The organism is Nocardia sp. NPDC005745 (genome assembly GCF_040630775.1).
Lineage (GTDB): Bacteria > Actinomycetota > Actinomycetes > Mycobacteriales > Mycobacteriaceae > Nocardia.
Window position 1 is genome coordinate 1 of sequence record NZ_JBEXYF010000067.1, and the last position, 12,211, is coordinate 12,211.

Below are 12,211 nucleotides of genomic sequence, written 5' to 3' on the forward strand. Positions count from 1 at the left end.
AGAGAGCGTATGCTCCGTACTCCCGCTTCCCCGTGGGAGCTGCTGGGTTAACGGATAGCGGTGTCGTCACGGGATGCAATGTGGAGAATGTCTCATATGGATTAGGCCTGTGTGCCGAATGTGTACTCATCGGTAACTTGATTTCGGGCGGCGGGGGGCGTCTGGTGGCCGTCTCGGTGACCGATTCTCGCGGCGAAATACTGATGCCCTGCGGTCGCTGCCGCCAATTGCTCTACGAGCACGGCGGGGCCGATCTCCTGGTCGATCACAAGGCCGGTGCGGTGCCGTTGCGCGCGCTGCTGCCGGACGCGTTCGGGCCGGACGATTTGGACGCCGGGCGAAGGTAGCGGCATCCCTCGCGGCGAAGGCGACCGCGGAGCGGGCCGGCGTTTCCATCCCATCGGCGAGAACCCGGGTGCACGTCGGCTCGTGCCAAACTGGCCACCGTGACGGCACTCGACGCGGTTTCGATCATCACCACCAAGCGGGACGGCGGCGAGCTGTCGGACGCGCAGATCGACTGGGTGGTCGACGGGTTCACCCGCGGCACGGTGGCCGACGAGCAGATGTCCGCGCTGGCCATGGCGATCGTCTGGCGGGGGATGACCCGGCGCGAGACGGCGCGGTGGACCGCCGCCATGATCGCCTCCGGGCGGCGCATGGATCTCGCGGGCCTGCCGCGCCCCACCGTGGACAAGCACTCGACCGGCGGCGTCGGTGACAAGATCACGCTGCCGCTGGCTCCGCTGGTCGCCGCATGCGGCGCCGCGGTGCCGCAGTTGTCCGGGCGCGGCCTCGGTCACACCGGCGGCACGCTGGACAAGCTGGAGTCCATCCCCGGCTGGCAGGCGGACGTGCCGGCGTCGCGGATGCGGGACCTGCTGGCCGACCCGGCCGTCGGGGCGGTGATCTGCGCGGCAGGCGCCGACCTCGCGCCCGCGGACCGGCGGCTCTACGCCTTGCGCGACGTCACCGGCACGGTCGAGTCGATCCCGCTGATCGCCAGCTCGATCATGAGCAAGAAGATCGCCGAGGGCACCGCGGCGCTGCTGCTCGACGTCAAGGTCGGCTCCGGAGCGTTCCTGAAGACACTCGCCGGGGCGCGCGAGTTGGCGACCGCGATGGTCGAACTGGGCGCCGACGCGGGCGTCCGGACGGTCGCGCTGCTCACCGCCATGGAGACCCCGCTCGGCCGCACCGCGGGCAATGCCCTGGAGGTCGCGGAATCGGTGGAGGTGCTGGCGGGCGGTGGTCCCGAGGACGTCGTCGAGCTGACCATCGCCTTGGCTCGCGAGATGGTCGCGCTGGCCGGGCTCGATACCGACCCCGTCGATGCGCTGGCCGACGGCCGGGCGATGGATCACTGGCGCGCGATGATCAGCGCCCAGGGCGGCGACCCGGACGCGCCGCTGCCCACCGCGAAGCACACCGAGACCGTGCGCGCCGACTCCGACGGCACGCTGACCCGGCTCGACGCGCTGAGCGTCGGTATCGCCGCCTGGCGTCTCGGCGCGGGCCGGGCACGTCAGGGCGATCCGGTGCAGTCCGGCGCGGGCATCGAGATGCACGCCAAACCGGGCGATGCCGTCAGCGCGGGCCGGCCGCTGCTCACCCTGCATACCGACACCCCCGAGGCCTTCGCCGGCGCCATGGCAGCCCTGCGCGACGCCGTCACCATCGAGGCGACTGCCGCGCCCGGTCCAGCCGCGCTGATCCTCGACCGCATCGTGTCCTGAACTGTCCGCGGTAACCCAGCGGGGTCGTCACATCGCCTGACGCCCCGCGTCGGCAACCGCGTCCGCACCGCAACGATCGGCTGTGCCATGCGCTCGCCCAGCACCGCCACGGCGGCCGCACCTGTGCCCGCCCGGCAGGCGGCCCCTGGCCCTGCTGCGCAGCCGGATCGCAGGAGTGCCGCCGGGCCGAATGCATACGCGAGGGTGGAAGCTGCGCATCACAGAGCACGTGCGCGCCGAACCGAGCGGTGTCCGGTTGTGGGCCGGCCCGCATCCGGCGGGCAACGAGATGGTTGCCACGGCCGGACTCGGCTGCCGTTTCGGCGCGCTGCGGCTACCGTCGATACATGACTGGACCGATGCCTCTGACTCTCGCCTCGATCCGCCAAGCGCCGAAAGCGCTGCTGCACGATCACCTCGACGGTGGCTTGCGGCCCGCGACGGTGCTCGAACTCGCCGCGCACAGCGGCTACGAGGACCTACCCGCCACCGACGAGGCGTCGCTGGCGGCCTGGTTCCGCGACGCGGCCGACAGCGGATCGCTGGAACGCTACCTGGAGACCTTCGCGCACACCGTCGCCGTGATGCAGACCCCGGAGGGACTGCGCCGGGTCGCCCGCGAATGCGCCGAGGATCTCGCCGCCGACGGCGTCGTCTACGCGGAGGTGCGCTTCGCCCCCGAACAGCACTTGGAGCGCGGGCTGACATTGGACGAGGTGGTCGAGCACACGCTGGCCGGATTCCGCGAGGGAGAGGTGGCGGCCGCGGAGCGCGGACATCCGATCGTGGTGACCTGCCTGCTCACCGCGATGCGGCACGCGGCGCGCTCGCGGGAGATCGCGGAACTGACGGTGCGCTTCCGAGATCGCGGAGTGGGCGGCTTCGACATCGCGGGCGCGGAAGCCGGTTACCCGCCCAGCAGACACCTCGACGCGTTCGAGTACATGCGTGCCAACAGCGCGCACTTCACCATCCACGCGGGCGAGGCCTTCGGCCTGCCGTCGATTCACGAGGCGCTCGCGTTCTGCGGCTGTGACCGGCTCGGCCACGGCGTGCGCATCACCGACGACATCAGCGTCCCCGGCGCGGTCGAGGACGCGGAGCTCGGGCTGGTCGCCAACTACGTCCGGGACATGCGCATCCCGCTGGAGCTGTGTCCGTCGTCGAACGTGCAGACCGGCGCCGTGCCCTCGCTGGACAAGCACCCGTTCGACCTGCTGGCCCGCCTGCGCTTCCGCGTCACGGTGAACACCGACAACCGGCTGATGAGCGACACCAGCATGAGCCAGGAGATGCTCAAGCTGGTGGAGACGTTCGGTTACGGCTGGAGCGACCTGGAACGCTTCACCATCAACGCCATGAAGTCGGCGTTCATCCCGTTCCCCGAGCGGCTGCGGATCATCGACGACATCATCAAGCCCGGATACGCGGTGCTCATCGGCTAGGGGCGGCACGCGTCCTACGGGCACGAGACAGAGTCGGCTGCGAGGTTGGCGCCCGCCCGGCTACCGGTTCGCTGGCGTGGCGATATGGCGACACTGCGCATATCCCGCCGGTTCAACGGACCACCCGACTCCGGCAACGGTGGCTACGTGGCCGGTCTGCTCGCCGCCCAGCGCGACGAGCAGACGGTCACCGTCATCCTGCGCAGCCCACCGCCGCTCGAGACGTCCCTCGACGTGCGGGCCGAGCGGCTCTACGACAGTGACACGTTGATCGCCGAGTCCAAGAGCGGCGAACTCGAACGTGACGCCCCGGGGCGTATCCCCTTCGCCGACGCGACCGAGGCAGCGCGCAGCTACACCAGCATCGAGATCTTCGCGTCCTGCTTCGTCTGCGGCAGTGGCCGGGCGGACGGGCTGCGCATCGAACCCGGCCGAGTCGACGAGCACCGAGTGGCCGCGCCATGGATACCCGACGACACCGTGCCGCTGGGGCCGCCGCTGCTGTGGGCCGCGATGGACTGCCCCGGCGGTTGGTCGCTACCCGGCATGCTGGAACGTCCCGCTCTGCTCGGCTCGATGACCGCCACCGTGCACGACCTCCCCGAAGTCGATGAGCGCTGCGTCGTCGTGGGCGAGTTCCACCGCGAACAGGGACGCAAATGCTGGGCCTCGACCGCGGTCTACGGCGCCGACGAACGCCTGCTCGGACAGGCCGAGCAGGTCTGGATTCGGCTGCCCTAGTTACTGCTTGTCGAGCCGGGACTCCAGGTTGCGTTCCAGTTCGCGCCAGGCTTGGGCCTCCGCGGTGAACGGCGGGTTGGGCGCCAACCGGGTGGGGTCGGGGTTCAGCAGGTAGGAGACGTACCAGCCGAGCGGGGTGGACTGGGCCAGGGCCTGCTCCACCGTGTCGTCGTCGGCGTAGTCGGCGGCGTCGGTGAACAGCTCTACCGCCAGATCGAGCTGTTCGATGTCGACCGCCTCGGGGCCTTCGGCCAAGTCCTCGGCCAAGCCGGGCAGCACGTAGACGTTCTCGTCGGTCACCTCGACCTCCAGTGAGCCGTCCACCGCCGCGGTTTGCACGTCGGCGAACGTGCTCACGCGGGCCAAGTCGTGCTCGTGGTCGTCGGCGAGGTAGCGGGCCAGCGCGCGCTCGGACGAGAACACCGTGATCGAGCCCCTGGAACCGAGGAAGATCGGCTCGTCGTCGAGGTAACAACGCAGGGTGAAGACGCTGCCTTCGGAGGTGATGATCTTGACCGGGTCGATGCCGACCTCGTGCCAGAACGATTCGTCCTCGTCCTCGTCGTCGTCCTCTTCCGCGTCGAGGTCGACGGGCTCGAACTCCTCCTCCTCGTCGCTGTCGGCGGCATCGTCGGCGTCGACCACGTTCTCCTCGGCGGCCAGCAGTTCGGCCTCGGCGACCGCGACCGCCTCGGCGTCGACCTCGGGCGTCTGCACGACGGAGTCGATGGCGTCCAGGACGTCGTCCCAGCCCTTGGCGATGGCGGCGCCGATCTGGTCCCACAGCTCCTCGCCGTCGCGACCGACGAACGCGCTCACGCCGCCGGGCAGCGCGCCCAGCACCGGATGGGAACCGAAGAATTTGGTGACCGTCTCGAGTTCGCACACCTCGCCGATGTTGCGCACCATGCCGAGGGTGTCCTCCAGCTCGGCGACGCTGTCGACGTCGGGTTCGCCCGCCGCGAGCTCCGGCACGGCGACCAGATCGAAGGTGAAGTTCTCCTCCGGTTCCAGTTCGACCGCCGAGAGACCCGCGACGACCTTCCAGGCCGGATGGTCCACGAGGTCGTTGTCGGCGTTGGTGCGGATGAAGGCGGCCAGCTCTGCCACGGACTCGAAACCGTAGAGGGCGTCCTCGTGACCGAGGAACGCCTCCCACTCGTCGTCACCGTCTCGCCAACGCGGTGCCCACAGGGTGACGAGATCGCCGTCGGTCAGGCCGAGCTCGATCGGGACGATGTCTCCAGAAGCCATGTGCGGAAGCCTATCGACCTTCCGCGTCAGGCACTATCCGGCCCGCCCCCATTCGTGCCTGCGGGCGGCTGCGCGGCGGGGACGAACGACTCGTTCAGTGTCGCAACGACCTTGGATCGCTGCGCTCCGGCGTCCTCCGCGGCCTGTCTGCAGGCCCAGACGATCAACTGTCCGACCTCGGCAGGCGGCAGCGATGTGACCGATTCCGCCAAGCTCAGGCCGACCAGTGCGCCGTCGCTGTTCACCTCGACGCTCACCGCGCCGTCCTCGGAGGTCCACCGCCCGCGTACCTGCTTCAACCCGTACAGCGCGGCTTCCAGCGCCTCCAGTTTCTGGGTGGCCGCCGCGACAAGGGCGTCCATTTCCGCACTCATACCGGCCTCATCCAGGTCGTCGGTCCCGTATCCGCGTCGTCGATCCGGTCCAGCTCGTCCACCGCCTGCTGGCGGGTGGGCAGACCGAGCCGGTCGAGGATGTCCGAGGGCATGCCCGACTCGGCGAGCAGTTCGCGCCGCCGCGCCCGCGCCGCGATGGCGGAACGCCGGGTGAGCCGCAGGATCTCGTTGGCGAGCGACTGTGCGCCGTAACGGTATTCGCTGCGCTCGAACTTGATCTCGACCGGCATGCCCTGATCGGTCGCGCGCACCGAGATGGTGCCCGACCGGTTGCTGCTGGACGCCACCGTGACGTTGGGAACCGGGGGGCGGGTCATGCCGTCGGCCTGTAGAAACCGTAGAAGTCCATGCCTGAGTTCTCCGTTCGAATCGAGCTGATCTGGACCGGGTCACCCGCCTCGACCAACTGGCCGTTCCCGATCACCATGGCCACGTGGCCGTCCCAGATCGCGAGGTCGCCGGGCATCAGATCACCGGCCGACACCGGTGTGGCCCCGTTGCCCTGGTCGCACGCGAGCCGGGGCAGGTCGACGCCCGCCTCGCCATAGGCGTACTTGGTGAGCCCGCTGCAATCCAATCCCGCGCCCGGGCTGTTGCCGCCCCAGACATAGGGCGTGCCCACGGCGCCGATCGCCGACCGGACCGCCGTGGCGGCCTGTTCGTTGGGCGCCTCCACCACGCTGCCGTCGGGCAGCGTGATCTTCACGCCCTTGCCGTCGTCGGGCGTGCCCGACGAACCGGTGTCCGGTTTGGGGGTGCCCGTCGTGCCGGGTGTACCACGGGAACCGCGTGAGGACTGCGACTGCAGCGGTGTGGCCATCGCGGTGCTCAGAAGCGAGCCCGCACCGTTGAGCACGCCGGACGCCGCCTGCTGCACGCCCGCGGCGGGGACACCGGCCAGTGCCGGGGTGGTCGGCGGCGGGGTGAGGTCGTTCATCGACGCGGTGTGCGTCTGCAATTCGTTCTGGACCCGGCCGACGACGTTGAGGGCCTGGTTGAGATGGTCGATCGCGGAGCCGACGAGCACCGTCAGACCTTCCGGCGTCGCCAGGACCGGCCCCATGCTCGCCGCGGTGTTCACGAAGGACTGCGCGATGTCGGTGAGATCCTTCTGGCCCGTCTCGACCTCGCCCGCGGCCTGGTTCACGACCGTCGCCATCTCGTTGCCACGATCGGAGATGGTGGCCGCGGAGGTCTGCACGCGCAGCGCCTTGGCGGTGGCCGCGTCGGCCGCGCGACCGTCCCACGCGGCGTTCATCCCGTTGATGCTGTCGCGGCCCATCTGGTGGATCTGGTCGACCACGGACGAGGTGCTGCGCAGCGCGTCGGTGGGACCGCCCGCGGGCAGCACGCCGCTGCCGAAGCTGGCGAGCAGGTCGAGGATCGGTTGCGCCAGTGCGTTGACATCGATCACAGGCTCACTCCACCTCGGTGGCCGCGTTCCGCAGCGCGCTCGCGTGGGTGGCGTCGGTCTCGGTGAGGACGGCCGCCGCGCCGGTGGCCGCGCCACCCATGCTGGTCAGCACTGCCGAGAGCTGGCCGATCGCGGCGACGTGTCCGGCGTGCGCCGCGGCGTAGGCCGCCATGAAGTCACTGCCGATCAGTCCCATGATCGGGCCGAGCAGCGCGGGCTCCGCCGCCGCGGCGCTCACCCCGGCCGCCGCCATCTCACCCGCCATGACGTGAGCGGTCGCGCCGTAGGCCGCAATGCCTTCGGTGTCCGCCGACATCTTCCGCATCAGAGCTTCCCCCATCTGTTGTTCCCAGGCAGAGTACGTCATCCACTTGGTTCGACGCGCGCTGTTCCGGTTCGGTTCCGCCGCTTCGGAAAAAAAGTCCGGTGGCATCCGGCGGCGCACCCGTGACCGACTTTATCGTTCCCTCATGCGCACCCTCACCGTGGACCATCCACTCGTCGCCGCCCTGCTCACCACAATGCGGGACGAGCGAACGGCCAATCCGGCTTTCCGTGCCGCACTACGTGATCTGACCGGCATCCTGATCTACGAGGCGCTGCGCGACGCGGAGGTCGAGCGCTTCGAGATCACCACGCCGGTCGCTCCCACCGAAGGCATCCGGCTGGCCCGTCCGCCGCTGCTGGTTCCGGTGCTGCGCGCCGGGCTCGGCATGATCGACGCGGCCGCCGAGCTGATCCCCGACGCCAGAATCGGGTTCGTCGGTCTGGCTCGCGACGAGGACACCCACCTGCCGGTGCCCTACATGGAGTCGCTGCCCGCCGATCTCGCCGGCCTGCCGGTCTTCGTGCTCGACCCGATGCTGGCCACAGGCGGCTCGATGCGGCACACCTTGCAGCTGCTCACCGCCCGCGGCGCCACCGACATCACCGCCGTGTGCGTCGTCGCCGCACCGGAAGGCATTGCGACACTGGCGGACTCGGGACTGCCGGTACGGCTGGTGACCGCCGTCGTGGACTCCGGACTGAACGAGAACGCCTACATCGTGCCCGGTCTCGGCGACGCGGGCGACCGGCAATTCGGGCCGCGCTGAACCTCCGCCGGGCCCGCGGTCAGAGGGTCCGGCAGAAGTCGCGCAATGCCGAAAGGCGTTCGCGGGCAGCGGCTCGCGCGGCCGGAAGACCGGCGCGCGAGCCCACCGGTTCGACCACCTCCAGGTAGCACTTGAGCTTCGGCTCGGTACCGGAAGGGCGGACGACCACGCGGGACGAGACACCCTCGAAGATCAGCGCGTCGGTCCGCATCCGGCCCCGGACCCGAAGCTGATCGGTGTATTCGACCGGCTCGCCCGCGATCTCGCGCGGCGGGTCGGCCCGCAATCGCTCGACCACGGCGGCCGCGTCGGTGGCCGAGCCGAGCCGCAGCGATACCTGGTCGCCCGCGTGGAAGCCGAATTCGACCGCGTAGTCGTCGAGTTCGTCGTTCAGGCCGCGACCAGCGGCCTTCAACCGGGCCACCAGGTCGGCCACCAGGACGGCGGCGGAGATACCGTCCTTGTCGCGGACCGCCGCCGGGTCGACGCAGTGGCCGATCGCCTCCTCGTAGGCGTAGACCAAGCCGTCCCCCGCGCGGGCCAGCCACTTGAATCCGGTGAGCGTTTCCGCGTAGCGTCCGCCGCGCGCGGGAGCCAGCTTCGACAGCAGCCGCGAGGACACGATCGTCGTCGCCACCAGCGCACCGTCCGGGGCGGTGCGCAGCACACAGTCACCGAGGAGCACGCCGGTCTCGTCGCCGCGCAGCATCCGCCAGGTGCCGTCCGGCCGCGGGACGCCCACCGCGCACCGGTCCGCGTCGGGGTCCAGTGCGATCGCGACGTCGGCGCCGACCCGTGCCGCCGTCGCGAGCAGCAGATCGGCCGCTCCGGGTTCCTCCGGGTTCGGGAACGCGACGGTGGGGAAGTCGGGGTCCGGTGCGAACTGCTCCTCGACCACATGGACGTCGGGAAAACCCGCCGCGCGCAGCGCTTCGACGGCGAGGTCACCGCCGACGCCGTGCAGCGGAGTGAGGGCGATCCGGATACCGGCCCGCTCGCCCGGCCCACCGATCCAGGAGGGTATTTCGGCAACGCGGCGGATATAGCGCTGGACCACGTCGTCGTCGGCGGGGACGACCGGCACACGATCGATCGGCTCGGTCACCGCCTCGATACAACGCTCGATCTCGGTGTCGGCCGGGGCGATCAGCTGCGACCCGCCGTCCAGATAGACCTTGTACCCGTTGTCCGTGGCCGGGTTGTGCGAGGCGGTGATCTGCACGCCCGCGACCGCGCCCAGCTCACGCACCGCGTACGCGACCACCGGCGTGGGCAGCGGACGCGGCAGCAACGTCACCGGAAAGCCCGCCGCGGCGAAGATCTCCGCGGTCGCCGTCGCGAACTCGGCGGAACCGTGCCTGGCGTCGCGGCCGACGACCACCGTGCCGCCGCCGAGACAGCGGTCGCGCAGCCACGCAGCGATTCCCTCTGTCGCCCTGCTCACGGTGGTGACGTTCATGCCGTCCGGGCCCTCGCGCAGCGGTCCGCGCAGGCCCGCCGTGCCGAAGCGCAGCATCTACACCCGTTCCAGCACGCCGCGCAGCAGTTTGCCGAGGCGCGGAGCCGCGGCATGGCCTTCGGCGAGCACCTCGGCATGGGACAGATGCGCGCCGGTGACGCCCGCTGCCAGGTTGGTGACCAGCGAGATACCGAGCAGGCGCGCACCGAGCGCGCGGCAGGCGATGGCTTCCAGCACCGTGGACATGCCGACCAGATCCGCGCCGATCGTGCGCAGCATCCGGATCTCGGCGGGCGTCTCGTACTGCGGCCCCGTGAGACCCGCGTAGACGCCCTCGGTCAGGCTCGGATCGATCTCCCTGGCCAGCGCCCGCAACTCCGGATCCCAGGCGTCGACCAGGTCGACGAAAGTCGCGCCTGCCAGCGGTGTGCGACCGGTCAAGTTGAGATGGTCGCTGATCAGCACCGGCTCACCGACCCGGAGACCGGCCCGGATACCGCCCGCGGCATTGGTCAGCACCACTATCTCCGCGCCCGCAGCCACCGCCGTCGACACCGGATGCACCACGTCGGCGGGCTGATACCCCTCGTAGAGATGCTGGCGGCCCATCAGCAGCAGCACGTCGTTGTCGTCCACCCGAACGGAATGGAGCACGCCGACATGGCCCTGCGCGGTAGGCGTGCCGAAACCGGGCAGCTCCGGCATCGGCACCGACGCCCGCGGCGCCCCGATCTCCGCGGCCGCGTCCTGCCAGCCGGACCCCAGCACCACCGCGACCCGGTGGCGTGACACTCCCGTACGTTCGGCGATCGCCTCGGCGGCCTGTTCGGCAAGCATGATCGTCACCATAGCTGTGTTTGATTTGCCGCGCCTTCGCGCGAACGGAACATGCTCGGTCTCGCTTCGCTCGAAACCGGGAGTGGAGGTGCGCTGGGCGCGTAGGGGCGCGAGGTTTGGACATCGTGCACGCGGTTCGCTGTGGTCGGGGGTCGTTCCGTCGGCCGGTGGTCAGTCGTGGACGCGGTGGACGTGAGCTGGGCCGCGAACGGCGGATGCTCGGTCTTGCGTCGCTGGGAACCGGGAGTTGGGGTGCGCTGGGCGCGTAGGGGCGCGCGCTTTGGGCATCGTGCACGCGGTTCGCTGTGGTCGGGGGTTGTTCCGTCGACCGGTGATCAGTCGCGGAGACGGCGGACGTGAGCCGGGCCGCGAACGGCGGATGCTCGGTCTTGCGTCGCTCGAAACCGGGGGAGGGTGCGCTGGGGGCGTTGATGTGCGAGTTCCTGGCATTTTGCGCGCGGATTCACCGGCTGGTCGTGAGGTCGCTCGGTGCCGTGGCTGTGTACGCGGCGGTGGGGGACTCGGGTGCTGAGTGGACGGCGCGCGGTTGGTCTGCGTTTGCGATGGACGGTGCTTCGGTTTCGCTTCGCTCAAAACCGGGAGTGGAGGTGCGCTGGGGCAGGGTGGGGGTGTTCGACTCGACCGCTACCCGCGAGTAGGGGGAGCCATCGGTGCCCGATACGCTGCACGGCATGCCGTATCTGGAACGCCACGGGGAAGTGTTCGTCGTCTACCTCGGCGCCGAGGGACAGACGGACAGCGAGAACCGTTTTCACCCGGACTGGATCGACGCCTTCCACGGGCTGCTGGACGAGGTCGAGAGCTCCGAGGGGCCCGCCGCGCTGGTGACGACCGCGACAGGGAAGTTCTTCAGCAACGGTCTGGACACCGATTGGCTGTTCGGCAACCTGGACAAGATGCACGGTTACCTCGACCGCGTGCACTCGCTCTACACCCGCCTGCTCGCCTTCCCGCTGCCCACCGTCGCGGCGATCAACGGCCATGCCTTCGGCGCGGGCGCCATGCTGGCAACTTCGCACGACTTCCGGGTGATGCGCGCCGATCGCGGCTTCTACTGCCTGCCCGAGGTACACCTGGGCATGCCCTTCACCATCGGGATGAACGCCCTGCTCACCGAGCGGCTGTCCAACCAGGTCTGCGTGCAGGCGATGACCACCGGCCACCGCTACCCGGCCGACGAGGCGATCGCCGCGGGCATCGCCGATGCCAAAGCCGACGCCCCCGAGTTGCTCGCCACCGCGATCGAGCGGGCCGCGGCACTGGCGAGCAACCGCAAGCCAAACCTCCCCGTGATCAAGCGCGCCCTGCACGCGAAGGCCTTGGCCGGCCTCGCGGTCGCGACCACTCCGGAAAACCTGGCGTTCGCCACGAGCTGACCCGCCGTCCGCAGATGGCGGAGCCCCTCTCCGCCCGTGCGCTCAATCCGCTGGCTGCGTCTGCGAGGTAGCCGCTGCGGCGCACATCCGGCCATCCGCCGCCGCCACGCGGCGAACTATCGGGTAACGGTTTCCGTGATGCCGACCATCCCAGGTGCTTGGCGACGCGAGGGCCGCGTATGCACCCAGCTGCTTGGCGACGCGTGAACCGCGTACGCACCCCATACGTGCCTGTCGGCGGTCCAGCCACCGAGTACGACGATGACGCCTTGAAAACGGCGGGCCAGAGACCGCAGCGGTCACTCCTGCGCGCCCAGCGCACCTCAACTCCGGGTTTCGAGCGAAGCGAGACCGAGCATGTTCCGTTCGCGGCCCGGCTCGCGTTTGCGTGGCCGTCGCGTAGGCGACGAAGGAGCAAGCGGCGGTCGCGCAAACGCGA

At 70.0% G+C, this 12,211-nt stretch carries 13 protein-coding genes; 6 read left to right on the forward strand and 7 right to left on the reverse strand.

Annotated elements, in window-relative coordinates:
* The 4 genes from ABZ420_RS35355 to ABZ420_RS35370 all read left to right on the forward strand — a co-directional run.
* Positions 1-347, forward strand: a 347-nt coding sequence (locus tag ABZ420_RS35355) for a cytidine deaminase (protein ID WP_357132367.1), incomplete at its 5' end; no start/stop codon positions are given.
* A 99-nt stretch (positions 348-446) separates the two neighbouring features.
* A complete protein-coding gene (locus ABZ420_RS35360; protein ID WP_357132370.1) occupies positions 447-1,736 on the forward strand; it encodes a thymidine phosphorylase in 1,290 nt (429 codons plus the stop codon).
* A gap of 347 nt (positions 1,737-2,083) precedes the next feature.
* Positions 2,084-3,181: an adenosine deaminase gene (locus ABZ420_RS35365; RefSeq protein ID WP_357132373.1), complete on the forward strand. Its 1,098-nt coding sequence runs from the start codon at positions 2,084-2,086 to the stop codon at positions 3,179-3,181.
* An 84-nt stretch (positions 3,182-3,265) separates the two neighbouring features.
* The gene (locus ABZ420_RS35370) at positions 3,266-3,922 is read left to right on the forward strand and encodes a hypothetical protein (RefSeq protein ID WP_357132376.1); all 657 of its coding nucleotides are present in this window, start codon (positions 3,266-3,268) and stop codon (positions 3,920-3,922) included.
* Here ABZ420_RS35370 and ABZ420_RS35375 read toward each other — a convergent pair whose 3' ends face one another.
* The 5 genes from ABZ420_RS35375 to ABZ420_RS35395 are packed head-to-tail and all read right to left on the reverse strand — an operon-like array spanning position 3,923 to position 7,325.
* Positions 3,923-5,176 (reverse strand): primosomal protein, encoded by a 1,254-nt coding sequence (locus ABZ420_RS35375; RefSeq protein ID WP_357132379.1) that lies wholly within the window; start codon positions 5,174-5,176, stop codon positions 3,923-3,925. It lies immediately after the preceding gene.
* A gap of 26 nt (positions 5,177-5,202) precedes the next feature.
* Positions 5,203-5,550 (reverse strand): YbaB/EbfC family nucleoid-associated protein, encoded by a 348-nt coding sequence (locus ABZ420_RS35380; RefSeq protein ID WP_040865024.1) that lies wholly within the window; start codon positions 5,548-5,550, stop codon positions 5,203-5,205.
* Positions 5,547-5,888: a hypothetical protein gene (locus ABZ420_RS35385; protein ID WP_357132382.1), complete on the reverse strand. Its 342-nt coding sequence runs from the start codon at positions 5,886-5,888 to the stop codon at positions 5,547-5,549. Before ABZ420_RS35385 ends, ABZ420_RS35380 begins: the two co-directional genes overlap by 4 nt.
* Entirely contained in the window at positions 5,885-6,985 is a 1,101-nt protein-coding gene (locus ABZ420_RS35390) for a C40 family peptidase (protein WP_357132385.1), read from the reverse strand. Before ABZ420_RS35390 ends, ABZ420_RS35385 begins: the two co-directional genes overlap by 4 nt.
* 4 nt (positions 6,986-6,989) lie before the next feature.
* Positions 6,990-7,325: a type VII secretion target gene (locus ABZ420_RS35395; RefSeq protein ID WP_357132388.1), complete on the reverse strand. Its 336-nt coding sequence runs from the start codon at positions 7,323-7,325 to the stop codon at positions 6,990-6,992.
* A gap of 130 nt (positions 7,326-7,455) precedes the next feature.
* Between ABZ420_RS35395 and upp the strand changes: the two genes are divergently transcribed.
* Positions 7,456-8,079 carry a uracil phosphoribosyltransferase gene (gene upp, locus ABZ420_RS35400; RefSeq protein ID WP_062971143.1) on the forward strand — a complete coding sequence of 208 codons (624 nt, stop codon included), beginning with the start codon at positions 7,456-7,458 and terminating at the stop codon, positions 8,077-8,079.
* 19 nt (positions 8,080-8,098) lie between these two features.
* On the opposite strand, the gene ABZ420_RS35405 is transcribed toward upp, so the two are convergent.
* Together ABZ420_RS35405 and ABZ420_RS35410 are read right to left on the reverse strand one after the other, a co-directional pair.
* On the reverse strand, positions 8,099-9,595 hold the full coding sequence (locus tag ABZ420_RS35405) for a phospho-sugar mutase (RefSeq protein WP_357132391.1): 1,497 nt from the start codon (positions 9,593-9,595) through the stop codon (positions 8,099-8,101).
* The gene (locus tag ABZ420_RS35410) at positions 9,596-10,375 is read right to left on the reverse strand and encodes a purine-nucleoside phosphorylase (protein WP_357132394.1); all 780 of its coding nucleotides are present in this window, start codon (positions 10,373-10,375) and stop codon (positions 9,596-9,598) included.
* A gap of 692 nt (positions 10,376-11,067) precedes the next feature.
* Here ABZ420_RS35410 and ABZ420_RS35415 point away from each other — a divergent pair.
* The gene (locus ABZ420_RS35415) at positions 11,068-11,772 is read left to right on the forward strand and encodes an enoyl-CoA hydratase-related protein (protein WP_357132397.1); all 705 of its coding nucleotides are present in this window, start codon (positions 11,068-11,070) and stop codon (positions 11,770-11,772) included.
* Positions 11,773-12,211 lie beyond the last annotated feature (439 nt).